The 24,525-nt window shown below is 71.8% G+C and carries 20 protein-coding genes and 2 rRNA genes; 9 read left to right on the top strand and 13 right to left on the bottom strand.

The features are described 5' to 3' along the window. The first annotated feature begins 345 nt into the window (after positions 1–345). On the top strand, positions 346–1,956 hold the full coding sequence (locus KLI87_RS22835) for an MFS transporter (RefSeq protein ID WP_214618636.1): 1,611 nt from the start codon (positions 346–348) through the stop codon (positions 1,954–1,956). 388 nt (positions 1,957–2,344) lie between these two features. On the opposite strand, the gene KLI87_RS22830 is transcribed toward KLI87_RS22835, so the two are convergent. From KLI87_RS22830 to KLI87_RS22820, 3 genes are all read right to left on the bottom strand, one after another. After that, positions 2,345–2,791: a DUF6196 family protein gene (locus KLI87_RS22830; RefSeq protein WP_156214877.1), complete on the bottom strand. Its 447-nt coding sequence runs from the start codon at positions 2,789–2,791 to the stop codon at positions 2,345–2,347. Positions 2,792–2,970: 179 nt separating this feature from the next. After that, complete coding sequence (locus KLI87_RS22825) at positions 2,971–3,981, bottom strand: DUF4192 domain-containing protein (RefSeq protein ID WP_214618635.1); 1,011 nt, start codon at positions 3,979–3,981, stop codon at positions 2,971–2,973. A 60-nt stretch (positions 3,982–4,041) separates the two neighbouring features. Further along, positions 4,042–4,533: a phosphoribosyltransferase gene (locus KLI87_RS22820; protein ID WP_214618634.1), complete on the bottom strand. Its 492-nt coding sequence runs from the start codon at positions 4,531–4,533 to the stop codon at positions 4,042–4,044. 289 nt (positions 4,534–4,822) lie between these two features. On the opposite strand from KLI87_RS22820, the gene KLI87_RS22815 reads away from it, so the two are divergent. After that, positions 4,823–6,874, top strand: coding sequence for an ATP-dependent DNA helicase (locus KLI87_RS22815; protein WP_173390682.1), 2,052 nt, complete (start codon positions 4,823–4,825; stop codon positions 6,872–6,874). Positions 6,875–6,876: 2 nt separating this feature from the next. On the opposite strand, the gene KLI87_RS22810 is transcribed toward KLI87_RS22815, so the two are convergent. The 3 genes from KLI87_RS22810 to KLI87_RS22800 all read right to left on the bottom strand — a co-directional run bounded on the left by KLI87_RS22810 (position 6,877) and on the right by KLI87_RS22800 (position 11,439). Next, the gene (locus tag KLI87_RS22810) at positions 6,877–8,088 is read right to left on the bottom strand and encodes a pyridoxal phosphate-dependent aminotransferase (protein ID WP_214618633.1); all 1,212 of its coding nucleotides are present in this window, start codon (positions 8,086–8,088) and stop codon (positions 6,877–6,879) included. 64 nt (positions 8,089–8,152) lie between these two features. Then, entirely contained in the window at positions 8,153–10,663 is a 2,511-nt protein-coding gene (locus KLI87_RS22805) for an ABC transporter permease (protein ID WP_214618632.1), read from the bottom strand. After that, on the bottom strand, positions 10,660–11,439 hold the full coding sequence (locus tag KLI87_RS22800; RefSeq protein WP_214618631.1) for an ABC transporter ATP-binding protein: 780 nt from the start codon (positions 11,437–11,439) through the stop codon (positions 10,660–10,662). The genes KLI87_RS22805 and KLI87_RS22800 overlap by 4 nt, the downstream gene beginning before the upstream one ends. Before the next feature lie 206 nt (positions 11,440–11,645). On the opposite strand from KLI87_RS22800, the gene KLI87_RS22795 reads away from it, so the two are divergent. The 3 genes from KLI87_RS22795 (at position 11,646) to KLI87_RS22785 (ending at position 14,207) form a co-directional block, all read left to right on the top strand. After that, positions 11,646–12,320: a TetR/AcrR family transcriptional regulator gene (locus KLI87_RS22795; protein ID WP_308166129.1), complete on the top strand. Its 675-nt coding sequence runs from the start codon at positions 11,646–11,648 to the stop codon at positions 12,318–12,320. A gap of 64 nt (positions 12,321–12,384) precedes the next feature. Beyond that, a complete protein-coding gene (locus KLI87_RS22790) occupies positions 12,385–13,392 on the top strand; it encodes a diiron oxygenase (protein ID WP_214618630.1) in 1,008 nt (335 codons plus the stop codon). Next, on the top strand, positions 13,389–14,207 hold the full coding sequence (locus KLI87_RS22785; RefSeq protein WP_156214871.1) for an SDR family oxidoreductase: 819 nt from the start codon (positions 13,389–13,391) through the stop codon (positions 14,205–14,207). Before KLI87_RS22790 ends, KLI87_RS22785 begins: the two co-directional genes overlap by 4 nt. Positions 14,208–14,211: 4 nt before the next feature. On the opposite strand, the gene KLI87_RS22780 is transcribed toward KLI87_RS22785, so the two are convergent. The 4 genes from KLI87_RS22780 to ctaD form a co-directional block, all read right to left on the bottom strand. Continuing rightward, positions 14,212–15,522, bottom strand: a complete 1,311-nt coding sequence (locus KLI87_RS22780; protein ID WP_214618629.1) for an ABC transporter substrate-binding protein — start codon at positions 15,520–15,522, stop codon at positions 14,212–14,214. Then, positions 15,503–15,886: a DUF742 domain-containing protein gene (locus KLI87_RS22775; RefSeq protein WP_156214869.1), complete on the bottom strand. Its 384-nt coding sequence runs from the start codon at positions 15,884–15,886 to the stop codon at positions 15,503–15,505. Before KLI87_RS22775 ends, KLI87_RS22780 begins: the two co-directional genes overlap by 20 nt. Beyond that, a complete protein-coding gene (locus tag KLI87_RS22770; protein WP_214618628.1) occupies positions 15,886–18,306 on the bottom strand; it encodes a nitrate- and nitrite sensing domain-containing protein in 2,421 nt (806 codons plus the stop codon). Before KLI87_RS22770 ends, KLI87_RS22775 begins: the two co-directional genes overlap by 1 nt. Positions 18,307–18,522: 216 nt before the next feature. After that, complete coding sequence (ctaD, locus tag KLI87_RS22765; protein ID WP_156214867.1) at positions 18,523–20,184, bottom strand: cytochrome c oxidase subunit I; 1,662 nt, start codon at positions 20,182–20,184, stop codon at positions 18,523–18,525. Between the two features lie 83 nt (positions 20,185–20,267). Between ctaD and KLI87_RS22760 the strand changes: the two genes are divergently transcribed. Beyond that, positions 20,268–20,792, top strand: coding sequence for a DUF523 domain-containing protein (locus tag KLI87_RS22760; protein ID WP_214618627.1), 525 nt, complete (start codon positions 20,268–20,270; stop codon positions 20,790–20,792). On the opposite strand, the gene KLI87_RS22755 is transcribed toward KLI87_RS22760, so the two are convergent. Further along, positions 20,734–21,384 (bottom strand): TetR/AcrR family transcriptional regulator, encoded by a 651-nt coding sequence (locus tag KLI87_RS22755; RefSeq protein ID WP_214618626.1) that lies wholly within the window; start codon positions 21,382–21,384, stop codon positions 20,734–20,736. The genes KLI87_RS22760 and KLI87_RS22755 overlap by 59 nt on opposite strands. A 95-nt stretch (positions 21,385–21,479) precedes the next feature. Here KLI87_RS22755 and KLI87_RS22750 point away from each other — a divergent pair, with 95 nt between their 5' ends. The 3 genes from KLI87_RS22750 (at position 21,480) to KLI87_RS22740 (ending at position 24,052) form a co-directional block, all read left to right on the top strand. Continuing rightward, a complete protein-coding gene (locus KLI87_RS22750) occupies positions 21,480–22,187 on the top strand; it encodes an SDR family oxidoreductase (protein WP_214618625.1) in 708 nt (235 codons plus the stop codon). Positions 22,188–22,262: 75 nt separating this feature from the next. After that, entirely contained in the window at positions 22,263–23,132 is an 870-nt protein-coding gene (locus KLI87_RS22745) for a helix-turn-helix transcriptional regulator (protein WP_214618624.1), read from the top strand. 74 nt (positions 23,133–23,206) lie between these two features. Beyond that, positions 23,207–24,052, top strand: coding sequence for an oxidoreductase (locus KLI87_RS22740; protein WP_214618623.1), 846 nt, complete (start codon positions 23,207–23,209; stop codon positions 24,050–24,052). 73 nt (positions 24,053–24,125) lie between these two features. Here the strand turns inward: KLI87_RS22740 and rrf are convergent. After that, positions 24,126–24,242, bottom strand: a 5S ribosomal RNA gene (gene rrf / locus KLI87_RS22735). A gap of 170 nt (positions 24,243–24,412) precedes the next feature. Then, positions 24,413–24,525: ribosomal RNA gene (locus KLI87_RS22730) — 23S ribosomal RNA — on the bottom strand; the annotation flags it as partial.

Raw genomic sequence — 24,525 nt, 5'->3', positions numbered from 1 at the left:
GCACCTGCTATGCTCCCTCGCGATATCTCACCAGGGGCCATGCCTCGCCAATCAGCTTCCCGTGTCCGATGGCACGTGGAAGGTGAGAGTCACACGACATCCTGACAAGGCGTCCTGCGATGGTTGTGACTTTTCGGCGAGCCCGGAAGCTTTCCCGCCCTACTTCGGCCCTTTTGTGCTCTGAGCACGCGCCGGCCCCACGATCCACCGAAACCGCGCCCCGGCCTTAACGCGCCCGGACGGAATCCCTCAGGCATGCCCTGAGGGACCACAAACCCGAACCGGTCGGTGGATCCGGGCCGAGGGCCGCATGTCACGCTCATTTCTACCGGCCGGTGCCCCCACATGGAGGTCACCGGAATGCCAGCCGCCCAACGTCCCTGGCTGACCCTCAGCATCCTGTGCGCAGGCTTCTTCATGGCCCTGCTGGACGGAAGCATCGTCAATATCGCCGTCCCGTCACTGATCGCCGATATCCACGCCTCCTACGACGAGGTGCTGTGGATGATCGACGCCTACCTGCTCGTCTTCTCGACCCTGCTGATCACCACGGGGAAGCTCGGAGACATCTTCGGCTACAGGCGCCTTTTCCTGACCGGCGTCTCCATCTTCACGATGGCCTCCGTCCTCTGCGGCCTATCGGCATCCCCGGGGCAACTCCTGGCGGCACGAATCCTTCAGGGCATCGGCGCGGCGCTCCTGTTCCCCCAAGTGATCTCGTCGATTCTGGTCACCTTCCCGCCCCCCATGCGTGGACGTGCCTTCGGCGTGTTCGGCGCGATCGCGGGTTTCGCGCCGATCATCGGCCCGGTCCTGGGCGGCCTCGTCCTCGCCCACCTCACCTGGCGCTGGATCTTCTTCATCAACGCGCCCATCGGTGTGATGATCCTGGTGCTGGCGCTCGTATTCATCCCGGACCTCCGCCCCTCGCGCACCCACAGAATCGACCTGGGAGGCGTCGCGCTCGTCACCGCAGGGCTGAGCTGCATCGTCTTCGGCCTGATCGAGGGCCGGCGCTACGGCTGGGGAAAGATCGGCGGGCCGATCGGCATCACGTCGCTCATCGCCACCGGCGTAATGCTCCTGCTGCTGTTCGTCATCTGGCAGCGCGTCCAGCGAGGCGAGCCGCTGATGCCGTGGGAACTGTTCACCTCGGAGCGCAACTTCCCGGCCGGCAACTGGATCGGCTTCGTCTTCCAGTTCGGGATGATCGGCATATCCCTGGTGCTCGTCCTCTACCTCCAGATGGCGCGCGGCTTCTCGCCGCTGCGCACGGGCCTGGTCCTGCTGCCCAACGCCGCCCTCACGGCGGTCGGCTCGGCCTTCGCGGGACGGGTGTCGGACAGGGTCGGCGGCAGGCTCGTCCTCATGACCGGGCTCGCCGCCCTGTCCGTCGGCCTGGCCGTCCTCGCCCTGACGGCAGGCGCCGACTCCGGCGTGCGGCACCTGCTCCCCGGCCTATTGATCATCGGCCTGGCCAGCGGCGCGACCTTCGCGCCCCTGCAACAGGTCACGATGGACCATGTCGACACCCGCCTGGCGGGCGCCGCGTCCGGCGTGGCCAACACCACCCGCCAGATCGGCGGCGTGATGGGCACCGCAGTGATGGGCGTCCTCCTGTCCACCCGCCTGAATGCGGCTCTGCACCACGAGGCGCGCAAGCACGCCGGCGAGTTGCCCCCGCAACTACGCGCCCAATTCATCGACACCGCGACGACCAACGGCCACCGGTTCAGCCCACCGCCCCCGCCCCACGGCCTGCCACCGGCGGAAACCTCCCTCCTAACCCACCTCGGCCAGAAGACATTCGCCGCCGCCTACACAACCGCAATGCAGACGACCCTCCTCACATCAGCAGCGATACTCGCCGCAGCCGCCCTCTTCTGCCTGACCCTGAAACCCCAAACCCGAAAACGCCCGAGCCCCGAAAAGACCACCACCAAGACAAAGCACTAGGGCGTTTCTGATGGATCATCAGGGCGACCTTGCGGGTCCTGGAACGGCTCCACAAACCACCTCTCGGCGACCTGCTGCCACAGCAGCAACAACCACGTTGCTCGTTGGGTCCGCCCAAGATTCATCAGAAGCGCCCTAGCCGCAGAAGCCGAACCCTCATGCCGAATCACCGGAGGCGCTGTTCCTAGTACTCCAGCCGTAGATCGTTATGGCCGCTCAAAGGCTGCTTCTTGGCGATGATAGTGGCTGGTGCGGGCGCCGGTGTTGATGGCGCCGGCGCCAGGTCGACCAGGCGTGTGGGCGGGCCAGAACACGTGCGGGCTCGACGACCAGACCCGCTCGGGCCCTGTCGTCCGCCAGCGGCGAAACATCGCGCTGATGGCGGGGATTACCGGCCGGGCCGGCCGGTGCGCAGTGCCTCGATCACCGCGACCGCCTCAGCCAGCATGTCGATGGGGCAGCCCCAGTAGTCGTAGATGCCGCCACGGGCCTGGTTGCTGCCGCAGATGACGAACACGCCGGTCCCCAACTCGGCCTTGAGGTGGGTGGCCAGCCAGCCGACGAACCCGCTGTTGTCCTGATCGGCCGGGAAGTGGAAGGAGAAGACTCCGAACCGTTCGGCGCCACCACGCCCGGGAACCGCGGGCGCCAAACGGCTCCAGCTCTCCTCGTCGCGGACCACCGCAAGGGTCTCCGCCGTGAGCGCGGGGGCCTGGTCGGCGGGGAACTCCTCAAAACCCCAGACCCCATCGTGGACGACGAGCTCGGCCTGAGCGATCACACCGCGCAGCCGGGCCTCCGTCTGCTCCGCGGTCTCCACACTGACGCCGACCATGGATTCCCCTCCCGCACCGGCCTCCCAATGATCACCTCAACCCCGTGTACGGCTCGTTCATTTCGTCCCGGCCGCCCCCACCCCCAGACCAACCGCGACGGGTGGGCGAGCAGGCAGATCGCGTACCGCGCGAGTGGCAGGGGCGGGTGGCGGATTGCTCTGGGCGTCGGAGGTGTGGGTCAGCTGGCTTGGCGGGTTTCGTCTTCGTGGTAGGCCGCGGCTAATTCCTGGGGGGTCATGCGCATGCGGGCCCTGGTCGGAGGGATCCCCGCGGCCATCACCTCGCGGAGGATGACGGCCATCGAGTAGGTGGGGTCGGCCTCCAGGGCGCGGTCGAGGGCCACGTTGGCGAGGCCGCCGTTGCCCGCGGCGTAGGCGGCGAAGGCCAGCAGGGCGGCGGGGGCGGCCGCGTAGGGAGGCTGCACGCGGCGGACGATGTCGCGCCAGAAGTCGATGTCGGCCGCCGGGTCGTCCTCGTCGATGCGGACCCAGCCCTCATCGCGGACGCGGAGTTCGGTGAGGAGGAAGCCGAGGCGGGCTGCCTCGTCGTTGCTGGGACGGGTGCCCGCGCGGGCCCGGGCCAGCAGGGCGGGCAGGACGGCGACGCCCTCCCTGACGAGGTGCGCCTGGAACTCGAACGAGGACGTGTCGTCGCGGGCCCAGCCCAGGTAGCGGCGCTCAGCTCGGACGGTGGCCTCGCGCATGGCCTGCCGGGCGGGGCCGGTGAGAGGGCGGAGGGTGTCGGCCAGGTCGGCGCGGCCCGGGAGGGCGACGTGGCCCGCGAGGGTCGCCTCGGCGGCGAGGACGCTGCTGCCGATGTCGTACGGGGTGCCCTCGGGTGGGCAGCAGTCCCCGTCGCAGGTGAAGGACCACCAGCGGCCGTCGGCCACGCGGACCGCCTCCGTGACCTCGATGCCGGCGGCCACCAGGGCGGCGTGCATGGCGGCGGTGGCGGAGGTGGATTCCTCCGGCGTGCCGTAGGCGAGCAGGAGGACGCGGCGAAAGCCGTTGGCCGCGAGCATGCCGGAGACGTTGGCGGGATCGGGTGACGGTAAGTCGACGCGGACCGCGCAGGTGCCGTCCGGGCCGTCGAAGGCGACCACGACGAGGCTCGCGGACGGGTGGAACCCGAGGAGGTACGGAACGGCGACGATGGCGTCTTGAGCGGAGCGGATCACCATGGGTTTCATGGCCTCGACACTCGCAGCGGCGGCCCGCCGAGCGCACCAGAATCCCGTTCTGGGGATAAGTCAGGCGTCGAGGACGCGGCCCGCGACCACCGGCGGCTCGGTCGACCACGGGAAGTTGATCCAGCGGTCGGTGCGGCGCCAGACATATTCGCATTTGACGGTCGAATAGGGCTTCTCGTAGATGACCGCGCAGCGGACGTCCGCGACATGGTCGGCGCAGAAGTCGCGGACGAGTTTGAGGGTGGCGCCCGTGTCGGCGACGTCGTCGGCCACCAGCACCTTCGCGCCCGACAGGTCGATCGCGTTCGGGACGGGAGGCAGCATCACCGGGAGATCGAGGCGCTCGTCGACGCCGGTGTAGAACTCCACGTTCATGACGTGCAGGTTCTTGACGTCCAGCGCGTAGCCGAGGGCCCCGGCGACGAACAGGCCGCCGCGCGCGATGGACAGGATCAGGTCGGGGCGGTAGCCGCCGTCGGCGACCTTCTGCGCCAGGTCACGGCTCGCGACGCCGAACAACTCCCAGGTCAGGACTTCTCTCTCTGCGGCCACGTTCCCATTCTGGCCGATGCCGCGGAGGCGGAGCGCGCCCGGCCCGGGGCACGCGTTCCCGGTGTCCCGGCGCGGCGGGCCGAACGCCTCGGCACGCCGACGGCCCGATGGCCCGACGCGGGCCGGTCCGTGGGGTGGCCGTATTCGGTCAGGGGTTGGAGTGAGGGGTTGGGAGGTTTGGCGGGGCCGGGTGGGGGTGGAGGGACGCGGGTGTCCTTCGCGGGCGGTAGCGTTGGGCGGCGTGCCCGCCCCTGATCTGCTGACCGGCAGCGATACCCGGATTCCCGAAATGACGGCCCTGCTGTCCGCGGCCGTCGAGGCCATCGGCGGCGCCACGCGTCCCGGCCAGGTGGACATGGCGCGGGCGGTGGAGAAGGCGATCGGGTCCGGTGAGCATGTCGCGGCCCAGGCGGGCACCGGCACCGGGAAGTCGCTGGCCTACCTCGTCCCGGCGATCCGGTACGCGGTGGAGAAGCAGACCACGGTGGTGGTCTCGACGGCGACGATCGCGTTGCAGCGGCAGCTCGTCGACCGGGACCTGCCCAGGCTCGCCGAGGCGCTCGGGCCGATGCTCGGGACGGAGCTGAAGTTCGCGATCCTCAAGGGCCGCCGCAACTACCTGTGCCTGCACCGGGTGCAGACCGGCGTCCCGGAGGAGGACGAGCCCGGTCAGAGCCTGTTCGACCCGCAGCAGCTCTCCGCGATGGGGCGGCAGGTCAAGCGGCTCAACGAGTGGGCCGAGGAGACCGGCACCGGGGACCGCGACGAGCTGGTGCCCGGGGTCAGCGAGCAGGCGTGGCGGCAGGTCGCGGTGACGGCGAAGGAGTGCCTCGGGGCGACGCGCTGCCCGCAGGGCACCGAGTGCTTCGCCGAGCTGGCGCGGGCGGAGGCGGGTGAGGCGCACATCGTCGTCACCAACCACGCCCTGCTGGCGATCGACGCGCTGGAGGAGTTCCAGGTCCTGCCCGAGCACGACGTGGTGATCGTGGACGAGGCGCACGAGCTGGTCGACCGGGTCACCTCGGTCGCGACCGGGGAGCTGAGCGCGGCGGCCGTGGAGACGGCCGCGCGGCGGTGCGGGCGGCTGATCGAGGAGGCCACCGCCGACCGGCTCAAGGAGTCGGCGGAGGGGCTCGGCATCCTGCTGGAGGATCTGCCCGCCGGGCGCATGGACGTCCTGTCCCCCGCTCTCGGCACCACCATCACCGTCGTGCGGGACGCGGCCCACGCGTGCATCACGGCGCTCGGCCCCGACAAGAAGGAGAACGACCCCGGGGACATGGCGGCGCGCAAGGCCGCGCGCTCCTCGCTGGGGGATCTGCACGACACGGCGGTGCGGCTGCTGGAGGCGTTCCAGCCGGAGATCGCGCAGCGGTTCGACGTAGTGTGGCTGGAGAAGCCGTTCGTCCCGGAGGGGCGCCCGAAGCGTCCTCCGGCGCTGCGGGTCGCGCCGATCGGGGTGGGCGGCCTGCTGCGGACCACGCTGTTCGAGCGGCGCACGGCCGTGCTGACGTCGGCGACGCTCACGCTGGGCGGGTCGTTCGAGCCGCTGGCCCGGCAGTGGGGGCTGCCGCCGCTCGCCGAGAACGGTTCGCGGGACGCCAAGGCCGCCGCCGAGGGCCTCGCCCGCACCGCGACGAAGGACGGCGAGGACGGCAAGGAGCTGACATGGTCGGGTCTGGACGTCGGCTCCCCGTTCGACCACCCGAAGGCGGGCATCCTGTACGTGGCGCGGCATCTGCCGCAGCCGGGACGTGACGGGCTCGCCGACGCCTACCTGACCGAGATCACCGAGCTGATCGAGGCGGCGGGGGGCCGGGCGCTCGGGCTGTTCTCCTCGATGCGGGCCGCCCGGCAGGCCGCCGACGAGCTGAAGGACCACCTGTCGCATCCGCTGCTGTGCCAGGGCGAGGACTCCACGTCCCTGCTGGTCAAGCAGTTCGCCGAGGACGAGCGGACGTGCCTGTTCGGCACCCTGTCGCTGTGGCAGGGGGTGGACGTGCCCGGTCCGTCGCTGCAACTGGTGATCATGGACCGGATCCCGTTCCCGCGTCCGGACGACCCGGTCACCTCGGCCCGCTCGCGGGCGGTCGCGGCGCACGGCGGCAACGGCTTCATGGCGGTCGCCGCGACGCACGCCGCGCTGCTGCTGGCGCAGGGCGCGGGGAGGCTGCTGCGGTCCATGGACGACCGCGGCGTCGTCGCCGTCCTCGACCCCCGGCTGGCCACCGCGCGCTACGGCGGGTTCCTGAAGGGGTCGCTGCCGCCGTTCTGGGCCACGACCGACCCCGAGGTCGTGCGCGGCGCGCTCCGGCGCCTCGACCAGGCCGCGACCGCCTGACCTCAGCGCCGGTAGGTCTGGAGGAACTCGCCGATGCGGCCCACCGCGTCCTCCAGGTCGTCGGCGTACTGGAGGGTGACGACGCGGAAGTGGTCGGTGGAGGGCCAGTTGAACCCCGACCCCTGGACGACGAGGAGTTTCTGCTGCTCCAGGAGGTCGAGGGCGAAGCGCATGTCGTCCTCGACCGGGTACATCTCGGGATCCAGGCGCGGGAAGACGTACAGGGCGCCCTGGGGCCTGGCGCAGCTCACGCCGGGCAGGTCGTTCAGCAGCTTCCAGGCGCGGTCGCGCTGCTCGCCGAGGCGGCCCGTCGGCAGGACGAGGTCGTCGATGCTCTGGTGGCCGCCGAGCGCGGCCTGGACGGCGTGCTGGCCGGGGACGTTCGGGCACAGCCGCATGTTGGCGAGGATGTCCAGGCCCTCGATGTAGGACTCGGCGTGCTCCTTCGGGCCCGACAGCACGACCCAGCCGGCGCGGAAGCCCGCCACCCGGTAGTTCTTGGACAGCCCGCCGAAGGTGAGGCAGAGCAGGTCGGGGGCCAGCGACGCGATCGGGATGTGCTCCGCGCCGTCGTAGAGGATCCGGTCGTAGATCTCGTCGGCGAGGATGATCAGGTTGCGGCGGCGGGCCACCTCGACGACGCGGGTGAGGACGTCGCGGGAGTAGACGGCGCCGGTCGGGTTGTTCGGGTTGATGATCACGATCGCGCGGGTGCGGTCGCCGATCTTGGACTCGATGTCGTCCAGGCTGGGCTCCCACCCGGCGTCCTCGTCGCACAGATAGTGGACGGGGGTGCCGCCGCACAGCGACGTCGCCGCCGTCCACAGCGGGTAGTCGGGCGCCGGGATCAGCACCTCGTCGCCGTCGTTGAGCAGCGCCTGGAGGGTCATGACGATCAGCTCGGACACGCCGTTGCCGAGGTAGACGTCCTCGACGTCCACGCCGGTGACGCCGCCGTCCTCGCAGCGCTGCACGACGGCGCGGCGGGCGGGCAGGATGCCCTTGGAGTCGCTGTAGCCGTGCGCCTCGGGGAGGTTGCGGATCATGTCCTGGAGGAGTTCGGGCGGGGCCTCGAAGCCGAACGGGGCCGGGTTGCCGATGTGCAGCTTGAGGATCTTGTTGCCCTCGGCCTCAAGCCGCTTGGCGCGCTTGAGCACCGGTCCACGGATGTCGTAACAGACGTTGGCCAGCTTGCCCGACTGGTTGACCTGCATGGGGACACCCTATCCGCGCGCGGCCGGTGACCCCGGGGGCGATCCCCGGGGTCACGGGCCGGCCTCACACCGAGGCGATCGCGGACAGGATCCCCAGCCGCGCCGCGCGGCGGGCCGGGCGGATCGCGGCGAGCGCGCCCGCCACGGTCCCGACCACCGCGATGATCGTCACCTGGACGGCCTGCGGCGCGAACGGGTTGCCGAGCGCGGTGCCGAGCCCCCAGCCGAGGAACAGCCCGAGGCCGAGGCCGCCGGCCGTGCCGAACAGCGCGACGATCACCGACTCCCACCGGATCATGGACCTGACCTGCGGACGGGTCGCGCCGACCGCGCGCAGCAGGCCGAGCTCGCGGGTCCGCTCGTGCACCGACAGCGACAGCGTGTTGGCGATGCCGAGCAGCGCGATGACGATCGCGAGGATCAGCATCCCGTAGACGACGCCGATGAAGCCGTTCATCTCCTCGGTCTGGCGGGAGACGAAGGCGTCCCGGGTCTCCACCTCCGGCGCGCCGTAGGGCTTGGCGAGCGCGGTGAGCGCCTGCCTCACATCGCCCGCGGACGCGCCGGGCCGCAGCTCGACGAACGCCATGAGGTCGAGCGGCTGCCGGGTGTGGGCGTTCCAGACCGTCCTCGGCACGAGGTAGTCGCCGACCAGGTCGGCGTTCTCGTAGACCGCGCCGATCCGCAGCGTCTGGCGGGCGCCGTCGGCGAACTGCACACCGACGGCCGACCCGGCGCGCCACCCCTTGTCGTCGGCGACCTTCTTGGACACCGCGAACGCGCCGGGGTCGGCGAGGCTGCCCTGCCGCACGTCCAGGTCGAGGACGCGGCGCAGCGCGGACGGGTCGCCGACGTGGACGCCCGCGTTCTTCCCGTCCACCCGCATGTTGCCGTTGCCGAGCCCGGCGGCGTTCTGGACCTGCGGGAGGCGCGCGGCCTGCCCGGCGAGGGCGGTGCTGAACCCGGCGGTCTCGTTGCTGCCGCCGTCCACGACGATCGCGCCCTTGAACGACCCGGCGACGCCGTCCTCCAGGTTGGCGCGCAGCGAGCCGATGAACACCGTCAGCAGCGTGACGACGCCGACGCCGATCATCAGCGCGGTCGCGGCGCCGGCGGTGCGGGCGGGGCTGCGGCCGGCGTTGTCGCGGGCGAGCCGCCCGGAGACGCCGCGCAGCCGGGCGGCGGGCCCGCCGGCGAGGGCGGCGACCGGGCGGGCCGCGACCGGCCCGAGCACGACCATCGCGACGACGGTGAGCACCGCGCCCGCGGCGGCCATCGCCATCTGCTCGCCGACCGCGCCGAGGACCACGGTGCCCGCGGCGACCGCCGCCAGCACGCCCCCGACGATGACCCGCGTGTCGGACGGGCGCCCCGCCTCCACGGCCACCTCGCGCAGCGCGGCCAGCGGCGGGACCCGCGACGCCTTGAGCGCGGGGCCGAGCGCGGCGACCAGCGTCACCGCGATCCCGACCGGCGCCGCGATCAGCACCGAGGTCGCCGACACGACGAGGCCCTCCATCGCGATCCCGATCTTGAGCTGGGTGAACAGCTGCCGGAGCAGGGCCGCGAACCCGTAGCCGCCCGCGAGCCCGGCGAGCGTCGCGGCGCCGCCGACCACGAGGGCCTCGACGCCGACGAGCGTCACGACCTGGCGGCGGCCGGCGCCGAGGGCGCGCAGCAGCGCCGACTCGCGGGTCCGCTGCGCCGTGGTGATCGCGAACGTGTTGTGGATGCTGAACGCCGCGACCAGCAGCGCGACGCCGCCGAACGCGCCGAGTACGATCCGGAACACGCGCAGGAAGCCGTCCTCGACCATGGTCATGCCCTCGTCGACCTGCGCCTTGCCGGTGACGGCCTCGGTGCCGGGGGCGAGGACGGGCCTGACCCTGGCGGCCAGCTCGTCCTGGCCGACGCCGTCCGCCGCGCGCAGCCACACGCCGGTGACGAGGCCGGGCGTCCGGGTGACGTGCCGCCGCGCCCCCTCCAGGCTGAAGGCGGTGAACGAGGTCTCCCCGAAGGCGTCCTGGTCGCCGAACCTGCTGATGCCGACCACCGTGACGGCGACCCGGTCGGGGGTGAGCACCGCCGTCCGGTCGCCGACCTTGAGCTTGCCCTTGTCGGCGAACATCTTGTCGATGACGACCTCGTCCGGGGCGCGCGGGGCGCGGCCCTCGGCGAGCCGGTACGGGTTGAGCTTGGGGTCGGTCATCCAGTTGCCCGCCGTGCGGGGGCCGCGCGACTGGATCGTCGTGCCGTCCTTGGCGAGGAGCTGGCCCGAGCCCTGGATGTAGGGCTCGGCGTTGGCGACGCCGTTCACCTTCCTGACGCGCTCCAGGACGGACGCGTCGATCTCCCCGCGCGCGCTCCACGGCGCGTCGCTGACGCTGGTCGAGTTCCTGATACTGACGTCGGTCTCCCCGTAGGCGCGGGAGAAGTAGCCGTCGATGCTTCCCGCGAGCGTGTCCCCCAGGACGAGCGTTCCCGTCAGGAACGTCACGCCGAGGAACACCGCGATCAGCGAGCCCGCCAGGCGCCGCTTGCGGCCCCACAGCTCCTTCAGGACGATGCCGATCATGAGTGGTCCCCCAGCCCGCGCATGCGGTCCAGCACCCGGTCGGGCGTGGGCGCGTCCATGACGTCGACGATCCGCCCGTCGGCGAGGAACACGACCGCGTCGGCGCGCGCCGCCGCGACCGGGTCGTGGGTGACCATCGCGACGGTCTGGCCCAGGTCGTCCACGGCCTCGCGCAGGAGCGTCAGCACCTCGGCGCCCGTGCGGGAGTCGAGGTTGCCGGTCGGCTCGTCCGCGAACACGATCCGCGGGCGGGTGACCAGCGCCCGCGCGAGGGCCACCCGCTGCTGCTGCCCGCCCGACAGCTCCGACGGCCGGTGCGTGAGCCGCTCCCCCAGCTTCAGGACGCGCACCACCGTGTCGAACCACTCCCGGTCCGGGCTCGTCCCCGCGAGGGTCATCGGCAGCGTGATGTTGTCGCGCGCGGTCAGCGTCGGGAGCAGGTTGAACGCCTGGAACACGAACCCGATCCGCTCGCGCCGCAGCCGGGTGAGCGCCCGGTCCGACAGCGCGCCGAGCTCCTGGTCGCCGACGTAGACCTGGCCGGAGGTCGCCGCGTCCAGGCCCGCCACGCAGTGCATCAGCGTGGACTTCCCGGCGCCGGACGGGCCCATGATCGCCGTGAACCGTCCGTCCGGGAACTCCACGCTGACCTCGTCCAGCACGCGGACGGCCATGTCGCCCGTGCCGTACACCTTGCTGAGCCGGACCGTCCTGGCCCCTCCCCGGCCCCTCTTCTCGTCGTTGGTCGCTTGCCTTGCCTGTGCCGCGTTTGCCATGTCCGGGATCGTGTCGCCGGGACGTGCCGCGCGTCGTCGGGCCAGGAGAGGTACCTGTGCTGCGCCTCCGGGTGTGCGCGCACCGCGCCGGCTACGCCCCGCGCGGTACGGCCGGGAAGATCGAATCAGACGCGGCGTCCAATTGTGACCGGCGCAACATACATGCAGGCTTGCTTGCTTGTTTGTGCGCTCGTACCGTCGGGGTTGTGCCAGTGAGACGCCGCCGCCACGGCGGGAGCCGCCGTACCCAGGAGGAACGCCGCTCCCGGACCCAGGCCAGACTCCTCGACGCCACCATGGACTGCCTGGTGGACCTCGGCTGGTCCGGCACGTCCACCACCGAGGTGGCGCGCCGCGCCGGGGTGTCGCGCGGGGCGCAGCAGCACCACTACCCGACGAAGATGGTCCTGGTCGCGGCGGCGCTGGAGCACCTCCTTGAGGCGCAGCGGCTGGCCTACGAGCGGGCCTTCGCGGTGCTCCCGGCGGAGCGGCGCGACGTCGCGGGCGCGCTCGACCTGCTGTGGGAGGTGTTCCGCGACAAGCCCGCCAAGGCGCTGACCGAGCTGGCGGTGGCGGCCCGCACCGACGACGAGCTGCGCCCGCTCTGCCGCGACCTCAACGAGCGCGTCCTCCAGGTCATCGTGGAGACGTTCGAGCGGCTGTTCCCCGCGAACACGCTCACGCCGGAGTTCACCGACAGCGTCCTGCGCGGCGTGTTCGCGATGTTCGTCGGCCTGTCGGTGCAGAACGCGCTGGACGACGACGAGAGCGGCCACCAGGAGGCCGTCCTGCGCACGCTCAAGGACTTCGCGCGCCAACTCGTCCCCGAGCCCGGCGCCTCCCCCACCGCCGCGTCCACCGCCGTTCCCACCAGGACCTGAAGGCCCCCGACACCGCAGCCCGGCGACGGCGACGCCGCCCGTACCAGCCCCGAGGGAGTCCGACATGCCGAAAGCCCCCACCGAACTCGCCGACGAGGTCCGCGCGCAGGTCACCGACGCGAAGTCCTACCTCGGTGTCATCGACCGGCTGAACAGGGCGTCGGTCGACAAGCACTGGGAGGCCTACGCCGACATCCCGTGGGAGGACCCGGAGTTCGCGGTCGACAAGAACGATCCGCGCTGGGTGCTGCCGCCGTTCGACCGGCTCGGCGAGACCGCCTGGTACCAGGCGCAGCCGCCGGAGGTGCAGGCCCAGATCGGGCTGTGGCGGGTCGCGACCGCGATGAAGATCGGGCTCCAGTTCGAGAACCTGCTGAAGCGGGGCCTGCTCAACTACGCCTACCGGCTGCCGAACGGCCGCCCGGAGTTCCGGTACGTCTACCACGAGACGACCGAGGAGTGTCACCACGGGATGATGTTCCAGGAGTTCGTGAACCGGACCGGGATGCCGATCCGGGGCATGCCGCGCTCGCTCAGCCTGATCGCGCAGGCCGCCCCGTGGATCCCGCTGATCAACACCGAGATGTTCTTCGTGTTCGTGCTCGGCGGCGAGGACCCGATCGACTACGTCCAGCGCAAGTCGCTGAAGGGCGGGCACATCAAGCACCCGCTGGAAGAGACGATCATGAAGATCCACATCGCGGAGGAGGCCCGGCACATCTCCTTCGCCCGGCACTACCTCCGGCACCGGGTGCCCGCGATGAGGCCGCTGCGCCGCCGGATCCTCGGCGTCGCGACCCCGGTCGTGCTCGGCGTGATGGCGCGGATCATGCTGGCCCCGCCCGGCCCGATGGTGCGGCACTTCGGCATCCCGAAGGACGTGGTGCGCGCCGCGTACCGGAGCGAGGCGTCGCAGGCGGAGATCGCCAACTCGGTCGGCAAGATCCGCGACCTGATGGCCGAGCTCGGCGTGGTCGACCCGGTCAACCGGCGGATCTGGAAGGCGTTCGGGATCTGGGACGAGCCGCGGACGCGCCGCGCCGTCGAGCCGTCGGGCGGGGCGCGCGCATGAGCGTCGCGATCGTGACCGGGGGCGCCTCGGGCATCGGCCGCGCCATCGCGACCTCGCTGGTGGCGCGCGGCGACACCGCCGTCGTCGCCGACATCGACGCCGCGGGCGCGCGGGCCGTCGCCGACCGGCTGAACGGCCTGCGCCGCGGCACGGCGGTCGCCGCGCCGCTCGACGTCACCGACGCCGCCGCCGTCGCGGCGCTGTACGGCGCCGTGCGGGACGAGCACGGACGCCTCGACCTCGTGTTCAACAACGCGGGCATCGCGATCGGCGGGCTCGCCGAGGAGCTCGCGCTCGACCACTGGAACCGCGCGATCGACGTCAACCTGCGGGGCGTCGTGCACGGCGTCCACGCCGCGTACCCGATCATGCTGGAGCAGGGGCGCGGGCACATCGTCAACACCGCCTCGCTCGCCGGGCTCGTCCCGATGCCGGCCGGGATCCCCTACACCGCGACCAAGCACGCGGTCGTCGGGCTGTCGCTCGGGCTGCGCGCCGAGGCGGCCGGACGCGGCGTCCGGGTCAGCGCCGTCTGCCCGAGCTTCGTCGACACGCCGCTGCTGCGCAACATCAACCCGGACCTGCCGGAGACGCCGCTGAGCGGCGACGCCGCGGACGACATCGCGCGTGCGGCGCCGCGTCCCTACACGACAGGCAGGCTGGCTCGCGACATCATGCGGGGCGTCGCGCGCAACCAGGCGCTGATCGTGGCGCCCGCGTACGGCCGGGCGGCGTGGCGCGGCGCCCGGCTGAGCCCGGCGGCCGCCGTCCGCGTCGCGCAGTTCGCCGTCGGCCGCATCCGCGCCGGACGGTGAGCGTTCACGGCCCGGCGAGGCAGGGCCGGTCGAGCCGGTAGCCCTTCGCCGTCGGGCCCTCGGTGAAGTCGGTGAGCACCTTGAGGCCGGAGAACTCGTGCTCGTCCGGCCGGGAGAACACCGTCTTGCGGAACGCCGAGTCGTTCGGCGTGCCGGAGGAGTTGCCCGCCTCGGACGGCAGGATGCCCTCGTAGTCGACGTAGGTGATCTCGCGGACCGCCGCGAACAGGCCCGCGCGGGTCAGGTCCTTCTTCTGGACCGCCCGCTGCAGGGCCGCCTTCAGCGGATACGACAGCGCCCACCCCGAGACGAGGTTGTCGTCGGGATCGGTCCGGCCGACCGCCTGCCGCATCGCGGTGTGGCCCGGCGAGTCGGTCGCGTACGGCTTCCACGGCGCGACCTGGAGGTAGCGCGACTTGATCGCGCTCGCGGACGGGTCGCGCAGCATGCTCCGGTCCCACGTCGGGTTGTCGCCGATGAAGCGGCCCCGGAACCCGGCGTCGACCGTCCTGCCGATGATGGAGGCGGCGTCGTCCGGCGACGTCGTGAGCACGACGAGGTCGGGCTTGCGCGTCATGATCGCCTGCACGGCGGCGTTCTGCACCGCCGCGCCCTGCGTGGTCGGGACGTCGGTGAAGGACAGCCCGCGCGCCCGCGCGCCGATCCGCGCGCCCGCCGCCGCGTCGTCGCCGTAGTCGCCGGTGTAGTGGATCGCCATCACGCTCTTCGCGCCGTACTCGTCCGCGCCGTAGTCGACGGCGTTCATCGCCTCGAAGCAGTAGGAGGAGCCCGACTCGACGATGTCGTCCTCGAACTCCCAGCGCGAGGTCCAGGAGACGGGCAGCGCGATCATCTTCTTCGCGCGCAGGTCGCCGAGGATCGCGTCGGTCTCGGGCGAGCCGAACGTCTGCGCGAGCGCCAGGACCCTGTCCTTCATCTCGTCGTACGCGCGGACGTGCGCCTGCGGCTGGTAGTGGTTGTCGCGGACGTAGGTCACCACGTCGATGTCGTAGCCGCCGATGCCGCCCTGCCGGTTGACGCGGTCCCAGAACGCGCGCTGCGCCTTGGTCACCGCCGACCCGAGCGCCCGGAACGGGCCGGTGGTCAGGTCGGAGATGGTGCCGAGGTAGATGCAGCCGTGGTCCTTGTTCACGGCCTCGGGGCACGGCTTGTCGGTCACCCCGGGCGCGCCCGCCTCGACCCGCCCGTCGCCCGAGCCGCACCCGGCCGCCGCGACCACCGCGAGCAGGGCCGCGCTCGCCATCAGGGCCTTGAACCTCGGCAGGCCGCGCCGGTCATAGCGCACGGAGACCATCGATCACTTCCTTGAGGAGACGCGGGTCGGGGCGCCCGGTGGCGGTCGCGGCGGGCCGGTCCACCGTCACCAGCGCCCGCCGCAGCAGGTCGCTCAGCAGCACGCGGACCACCCCGACCGGCAGGCTCAGGTCGGCCGCCAGCTCGGCCACCGACCGCGGCCGCAGGCACAGCTCCAGGATCCGCTCGTCCTCGGGCCCGAGCGTGCTCGGATCCGGCATCGGGACCTCGGCGGTGGTGACGATCGCGATGAGGTCGAGGTCGTCCGCGCCGCTCTGCCGCGTCCGGCCGCCGGCCACGGCGAAGGGACGCACGACGGGCCCGGCCATCTCGTCGACCCACAGGTCGTCCGGCTCGTCGGGCATCACTCACCGCCCGGCCCTGGGGGCGGCGTCTCCGGGGCCCGGCCGTCGCCGTCGCGCTCGGCCTCGGCGTCGTCCTCCCGGCCGCGCCGCCAGCCGCTCTGCATCGTCGACATCAGCCTGCGCGCCGCCTCGGGCGAGCGCTCGACGGGCGTCTCGCCGGACTCGCCGGGCGCGGCCGCCCTGAGCTGCGGGGCGATGTTCTGCTGCCGCCGCCTCCGCGGCAGCCCGCCCGGCCCGGTGCCGGGTTCGGCGTCGTCCTCGCGGCGCGAGGGCAGGACGGTCGGCGCCGCGGGCGCGAGCTTGGGCGTCACCGGGGCCCGCTCCCCCGCCGGCTCCATCGTCGTGCGGGAGACGGCCACCAGCGGCCGGTACTCGCCCGAACCGCCGGCGGGCGCGCCCGGGTCCCGCGCCGCGTCCTGCGCGTCGACGACGAGCGCGTGCGGGATCAGCACGATCGCGATCACGCCCCCGTACGCCGAGGAGCGCAGCGACACGCGGATGCCGTGCCGCGCCGCGAGCCGCGCGACGACGAACAGCCCGAGCTGCACCGAGTCGTCCAGCTTCAGCTCGGGGTCGGTGGCCAGCAGCCGGTTCAGCCGTGCGATCTCCTCGCGGGTGAGGCCGAGCCCGCGGTCCTCGATCTCGACCGCGAAGCCGTGCGCGACCTCCCCGCCGGTCACCCGGATCCGCGTGGTCGGCGGGGAGAACGCGGCGGCGTTCTCGACCAGCTCGGCCAGCAGGTGGATGGTGTCGGCGACGGCGCGTCCGGACAGCGCCGCCCGGCCCATCGGGACGACGTCCACCCGCGTGTAGTCCTCGATCTCCGAGGCCGCGGCGCGCGCCACGTCCATCAGCCGGACGGGATGCCGCCAGCTCCGCCCCGACGGGCGCCCGGACAGGATCACCAGACCCTCCGCGTGCCGCCGCATCCGGGTCGCGAGGTGGTCCAGCTCGAAAAGCGCGGCGAGCGCGTCGGGGTCCTCGGTCCCGCGCTCCATCGCCTCCAGCCGGCCGAGGAGCCGCTGGAGCAGCGACTGGTTGCGCCGCGCGAGCGTGACGAACACGTCGTTGAGCCGCTTGTGCGCGGCGGCCTCGCCGGAGGACGCGCGGATGACGGCGCGGCGCGCCTCGGCGAACGCCTTGTCGATCCGGCTGATCTCGGTGACCGTGAACCCGGTCTGCGGCGGCGCGGCGGCGAACCGCGCGAACCAGGCGGGCGGGCCGGTCGGCTCGTCCTCGCCCGGCTTGGGCGGCTCCGCGGGCTTGGCCTCCCCGGCGGGCCTGGACTCCGCGGCGGGGACGATGTCCTCGTCCGGGACGGGTTCGCCGCGGCGGGCGCGCTCGGTGATCGCGGGCAGCCGGTCCCGGGTGAAGGTCGTGACCGCGTCGGCCATCTCGCGGCTCTCGTGGATGATGCGCCGCGCCATCCGCACCGCGACGACGACCGCCACGACGACGGCGAGGAGCCCCAGGCCGCCGGTCAGGTACAGCCGGAGCAGGACGGCGTCCGCCTTCTGCGCGGCGCGGTCGGCGGCGGCCGAGCGGATGCCGGATGACAGGTCGGCGAGCTGGGTGTTCACGGTCTCGATCGAGGTGTGCCACGCGCCGATGTCCACCGGCGGGCGCCCCTGCGCGGCGCCGGCCTGCATCAGCTCGTCCTCCAGCTTGCGGAACTCCACGAACGCGGCGCCGGACACGATCGCGTCGTAGCGGACGCGGTCGCCCGGCGGCAGCGCGCGGGTCGAGTCGTCGTAGAGGAACGCGCGGGCGCCCACGAGCTGCACGAGCCGCAGGTACTCGGAATGGCTGATCTTGCGTGCCGCGAGCGCGCCGGTGACCAGCGCGTCCTCGCGGGACATGCTCTCGCGGGCCCGCTCCAGGCCGAGCAGCAGCCGGGTGTCGCGGACGATCCGGTCGTCGTCGGAGCGCGGCTCCTCATAGATCTCGGCCGCCCGGTCGATGAAGGCGGTGTAGCGGCCGAGCGCCTCCGAGCGGTCGATGAGCCGCTTGTCGACCGAGGTGCGCACCGCCTCGATCTCGCCGAGCGAGGCCGCGAGGTCGGCCATCCGCTCGCGGGTGCGCCGCGCGGCGGCGCCCCGGACCGACGGGTCGGAGGCGGCCGCGCGGAACGCCGCGCGGGTCCGGTCGGTCCGCGCCCGCTGGGCGTCGAAGCCGGACCGGCCGATCGTCCGGTCGTCGCCGAGGTAGGACAGCGACATGCGGCGCTCGTCCTGCAAGGCGGCGATCATGGCGTCGGTGGGCTTGATGACCTTGTCGGTGAACGTCCGGGTCCGGGTCTGCCGGAGGGTGTCGCCGAGCGTGGCCGCCGCCGTGAAGGCCCACAGCAGGATCAGCGCCGCGACCGGCGGGACCAGCAGGAACACGATTTTCGTCCGTACCGACCGCGTCCGCCTGGCCATCACGTCTCCCCGCCGCCGCGTCCGTCGCTCACCCCTGGCCGCCCCCTGTGATGCAGCTCACCGTCCCGCGGGAACCGTAGTGCCAGCGGCCGCACGGGCTCGTCTGATTTGTCGCGAAGGCCGAGATTGTTACGACGGCGTTATCGTCATGATTGCCGATCGGCAAGGGCGGGAATCGGGCGGGGCGCCGGCCTCCGTCGGGCGCGCGACGGGCGGTCAGCCGGAGGCCGCTCCCCCGCCGTCCGCCGGTTCCACCTTCGGGTAGTGCAGGTCGAACGCGGGCCGCTCGGAGCGGATCCGCGGGATCGCGTCGAAGTTGTGCCGGGGCGGCGGGCACGACGTGGCCCATTCCAGCGAGTTCCCGTAGCCCCACGGATCATCGGCCCGCACCCGGACGCCGTGCCGCGCCGTCCGGTACACGTTGTAGAGGAAGAACAGCGTGGAGACACCGAGGATCAGCGCGCCCGCGCTGGAGACGCGGTTCAGCGCGGTGAACTCCTCGGGATAGTCCGCGTACCGGCGCGGCATCCCCCGCGCGCCCAGCCAGTGCTGGACGAGGAACGTCGTGTGGAAGCCGACGAACAGGAACCAGAAATGGACCTTGCCCAGCCGCTCGTCCAGCATCTTCCCGGTCATCTTCGGCCACCAGAAATAGAAGCCCGCGAACATCGCGAACACCACGGTGCCGAAGACGACGTAATGGAAGTGGGCCACCACGAAGTAGGAGTCCTGCACCTGGAAGTCCAGCGGCGGCGACGCCAGGATCACCCCGGTCAGCCCGCCGAACAGGAACGTCACGAGGAATCCCACCGCGAACAGCATCGGTGTCTCAAAGCTCAGCGTGCCCCGCCACATCGTCCCGACCCAGTTGAAGAACTTCACCCCGGTCGGCACCGCGATCAGGAACGACATGAACGAGAAGAACGGCAGCAGCACCTGGCCCGTGGTGAACATGTGGTGCGCCCACACCGACATCGAAAGGCCCGCGATCAGGATCGTCGCGCCGACCATGCCGAAATACCCGAACAGCGGCTTGCGGCTGAACACCGGAATGACCTCGGTGACGATCCCGAAGAACGGCAGCGCGATGATGTAGACCTCGGGATGGCCGAAGAACCAGAACAGGTGCTGCCAGGTCAGCGCCCCTCCGTAGGCGGGGTCGAACACGTGCGAGCCGAACCGCCGGTCCGACTCCAGCACCAGCAGCGCCGCCGCGAGGACGGGGAAGGCCATCAGCACCAGCAGGCTGGTGAAGAAGATGTTCCAGGTGAAGATCGGCATCCGGAACATCGTCATGCCCGGCGCCCGCATCCCGATGATCGTCGTGATGAAGTTGACACCGCCGAGGATCGTCCCGAACCCCGACAGCGCCAAGCCCATGATCCACATATCGGCGCCGATCCCCGGCGAGCGGACCTCGCTCGTCAGCGGGGCGTAGGCCGTCCATCCGAAACTCGCCGCGCCGCCCGGCGACAGGAACGCCGCGAAGACGATCAACCCGCCGAACAGGAAGAGCCAGTAGCTGAGCATGTTCAGCCGGGGGAAGGCCACATCCGGCGAGCCGATCTGCAACGGCATGATGACGTTGGCGAACCCGACGAACAACGGCGTCGCGAACAGCAGCAGCATGACGGTGCCGTGCATCGTGAAAAGCTGGTTGAACTGCTCGTTGCTCACGATCTGCTGCCCCGGCGAGGCCAACTCCCCGCGCAGCACCATCGCCATCAGCCCGGCGAGCAGGAAGAACGCGAACGATGTGATCAGATACAGATACCCGATCACCTTGTGGTCGGTCGTGGTCACCCACGACACCAGTACCGAGCCCCGAGGGCGCGCGGGGGCGGGCGCCTCGGGGAGTTTGCGGCCGAGAAGGACCATTGCCGGTCTCCCTGCGTGCGGCGGTCGCCACCACTATTCGCCCGTGCGGGGAGTCAGGCAAGTGGCCGAATAGGCTGGTGTGCGTGGAACGCATACTGGTCAGCTCTTGCCTCATGGGAAGGCCCGTCCGATACGACGGGAGGGCCAAGCCCATGGAGGCGGGCCTCTTCGGACGCTGGCGCGCCGAGGGGCGCCTCGTCCCGTTCTGCCCCGAGGTGGCGGGCGGCCTGCCCGTCCCCCGCCCGCCCGCCGAGATCGTCGGCTCCGGCTCGGTCCTGGACGGCACGGCCCGCATCGTCACCGCCGCCGGCGAAAACGTGACGGATGCCTTCCTGCGCGGCGCCCGCCTCGCCCTCGACGCCGCCCGCCGCGCCGGGGCCCGCGTCGCGCTGCTCAAGGAGGGCAGCCCGTCCTGCGGCAGCCACCGCGTCTACGACGGGACGTTCACCGGCACGCCGATCCCCGGCGCGGGCGTCACCACCGCGCTCCTGGAGCGCTCGGGCATCAGGGTCTTCAGCGAGGACGACCTGGACGCGCTGGAATCCTTCCTCATCTCCCTGGAGAGCCCGCGGGCTCACCCGGACGGCCCCGAGCCTGCTCCTCGGTGAGCGGCCCGGCGGGCAGCGGACCCGCGGCGCCCGCGCGCAGCCCGTCCAGGTGGAAGGCCAGGAAGCGGCGCCAGGCGTCCGGGGCGACGTCCGCCGTCTCGCGGATGACCTGCGACATCGCCCACATCAAGGGCGCCATGTCCTGCGCCTCGAAGTCCTCCCTCAACCCGGCGCCCCGCGCCCGCTCGATGATCTCCACCAGGTGCACGAACCCCCGGTGGCAGGCCCCGCTCAGCTCCGGGGAGGCCGGGTAGCGCCGGGCGAGGACGTCGTTGAGGCCGCGATCGCGCGCCTGCAACGCGAACAGGCCCTCGACGAACAGCACGAACCCCTTCCAGGGGTCGGCCTCGGCGAGCGCCGCGTCGGCGACCTGTTCCAGCGCCGCCAGCCGCACCGGGAAGATCGCGTCGATGAGGTCCCGGCGCGCCGGGAAGTGGTTGTAGAGCGTGCCGATGCTGACCTGCGCCCGCCGCGCGACCTCCTCCAGCGGCGCGTCCAGCCCGCGCTCGCCGAAGACCTTCGCGGCGGCGGCCAGCAGCTTGTCCCGGTTGCGCGCCGCGTCGGCCCGGGGGGCACGGCTGGTCCTCGCCATGGGCTCATTCTACGAACTTGAGGTCACCCTCGACTTTCGGCTAACTTGAGGTCATCCTCAATTTTGAGGGCACCCTCAACTTAACGGAGGCACCCATGCCCACGACCGTCGTCATCGGAGCGGGCCCCGGGCTCGGCATGTCCGTCGCCCACCGCTTCGGCCGCGAGGGCCACGAGATCGCGCTGATCTCCCGCAACGCGGGCCGCCACCCCGGCTACCTCGCCGCGCTGGACGCGGCGGGCGTCAAGGCGACCGCGCACCGGGCCGACGTCCGCGACCGCCCCTCGCTGCTCGCCGCCCTGGACGCCGCCGCCGGACACCACGGCTCCATCGACGTCGTCTACTACGGGCCGGGCGCCGCCGACCCGGACGCCATCCCCGCGTCCATCACCGCGACCGACGTGGCGTCGGCGAAGGAGGCGATGGGCTGGACCTACCCCGCGATCGACGCCGTCGGCGCCGTCCTGCCGCGCATGCTGGAGCGCGGCGACGGCGGCCTCCTGTTCGCCGGGGGCCTCAGCGCCGTCGTCCCGGTCCCCGCCCTCGGCAGCCTCGCGATCTCCTCCGCAGCACTGCGCAACTACGTCCTCACCCTGCACGCCGGCCTCGCCGACCAGGGCGTCTACGCGGGAATCCTGACGATCGGCGGGCTGATCGAGCGCGGCGACATCCACCGCATGATGACCGCCATGCCCGGCCCGCTCCCCGCGGGCACCCTCGACCCGGACGCCCTCGCCGACGCGGCCTGGACCCTCTACACCGACCGCGACGCCCCCGAAGCGACCTTCAACGCGCTTCTCTGACACCGCCGACGGTAGGAGTATCACGGCCCCCTTACGGGCTCCACCCACGCTTGATCGGCGCCTAGTGTCGAAGGCATGGACGGCGAGAACCTGCTGGGACAGTTCCTCCGCGCCCGGCGCGCGCTGGTCCGGCCCGAGGACTCGGGGCTGTCCGTCGGGGGCCGGCGCCGGGTGGCGGGGCTGCGCCGCGAGGAGGTCGCGATGCTGGCGGGCGTCAGCACCGACTACTACGTCCGCCTGGAGCAGGGCCGCGAACGGCACCCGTCGGCGCAGGTGGTGGACGCGCTCGCCCGGACACTGTGCCTGGCCGCGGACGAGACGGCGCATCTGCACCGGCTCGCCCACCCGGCACCGTCGCGGCGGCGTCCGCGCGTCCGCCCCGAGCGGGTCAGCCCGACCCTGCTCAGCATGATGGACGGCTGGCACCGCACCCCGGCGATCGTCCTCGGCCGCTGCCTGACCGTCCTCGCGCACAACGCGCTGGGACGGGCCCTGTTCGACGGGCACACCTACAGCGGCGACCTCGTCCGGCTCGTGTTCCTCGACCCGGACGCGCGCGGGTTCTACCCGGACTGGGAGCGGGTGGCGATCAACACCGTCGGCGGGCTCCGCTCCGCCGCCGGGACCGACTACGACGACCCCCGGCTGATCGAGACGGTCGGCGAGCTGTCGCTGAAGAGCGAGGACTTCCGCCGCCTGTGGGCCCGCCACGACATCCGCCAGAAGACGCACGAGACCAAACGCTTCCGGCATCCCCTGGTCGGGGAGCTGACGCTCGACTACGAGTCGCTCACCGTCAACAGCGCGCCCGGCCAGCAGCTGGTCGTCTACGAGGCCGCCGCGGGCAGCCCGTCCGAGCAGGCGCTGTCCCTGCTGGGCAGCCTCACCGCCGGTGAGGCGACCGGATCCGCGCCGACGGAGAACACCCCGACCGGCGACCACTGACCACCCACGCCCGCACGACCCCGGGCCGACCCATGCCCTAGATCGCATCCGCACATCAGAGAAGGACATTCCGCATGAGCACGAACTCCCCCGTCTGGTTCATCACCGGTTGCTCGACCGGTCTTGGACGGGCCCTGGCCGCCGCCGTCCTCGACCGCGGCCGGCGGGTCGCGGTCACCGCCCGCGACCCGCGCACCATCGCCGACCTGGTCACCGGCCACGAGGACCGCGCCCTCGCCCTGGCGCTCGACGTCACCGACACCGGCCAGATCGCAGCGGCCGTCAAGGAGGCCGAATCCGCCTTCGGACGCATCGACGTCCTGGTCAACAACGCCGGATACGGCTACCTCGCCGCCGTGGAGGAGGGCGAGGACGATGAGATCCGCGCGCTGTTCGACACCAACGTCTTCGGGGTGGTCGACATGACCCGCGCCGTCCTGCCGGGCATGCGCACCCGCAGGAGCGGCCACATCGTCAACATCTCCTCACTCGGCGGCCTGGCCGCCTTCGGCGCCACCGGCTACTACCACGCCACCAAGTTCGCCGTCGAAGGGCTGTCGGAGTCCCTCGCGGCCGAGGTGGCTCCCCTGGGCATCAAGGTGACGATCGTGGAACCGGCCGCTTTCCGCACCAACTGGTCGGGCCCGTCCATGCGACAGTCCCGCACCACGATCGACGACTACACCGATACGGCGGGCGCGCGGCGCACAAGCACCCTCGCCACCTATGGCAAGCAGCCGGGAGACCCCGTACGGGCCGCGGGCGCCATCATCGACGCTGTCGGCTCCGACGAACCCCCGCTGCGGCTGCTGCTCGGCAAGGCCGCCTTCGACATCGCCACGGCCAGGCTCGACACCCTCAGGACGGGCTTCGATGCCTGGCGGGACGTCACCCTCAGCGCCGACTACCCGGAAAACTGACCCCGGCGCCGGCGCGAATACCCCAGAAATGAGAAAGGGCCCCGCCACAAGGCGGGGCCCTTCCCAACAATGAGTCCGGCGGCGTCCTACTCTCCCACACAGTCCCCCATGCAGTACCATCGGCGCTGAGAGGCTTAACTTCCGGGTTCGGGATGGGACCGGGTGTTTCCCTCTCGCCAAAACCACCGAACGACCAACCCCAACACCCCAACCAACCAGGGGTGCGGGAAACTCATCGTCCGAGACCAGGCTCGAAACATTCACTTGTAAAGACCAAACGGGTTCCCGTTTGTTTTCCGGGAACCACACAGGGACGCGAACACCACACAACAACACTGCGACATGTCTTGAACGTATTGTGTGGTCAAGCCACTCGGCCTATTAGTACCGGTCGACTCCACACGTTACCGCGCTTCCATCTCCGACCTATCAACCCGATCATCAACCGGGGGCCTTACCCCACCAAAGTGGGA

It is taken from the genome of Actinomadura sp. NEAU-AAG7, assembly GCF_018603865.1.
Classification (GTDB): domain Bacteria; phylum Actinomycetota; class Actinomycetes; order Streptosporangiales; family Streptosporangiaceae; genus Spirillospora; species Spirillospora litoris.
Note: the sequence above shows the minus strand (reverse complement) of the source record. Positions and strands in the feature narration are given on the sequence as shown.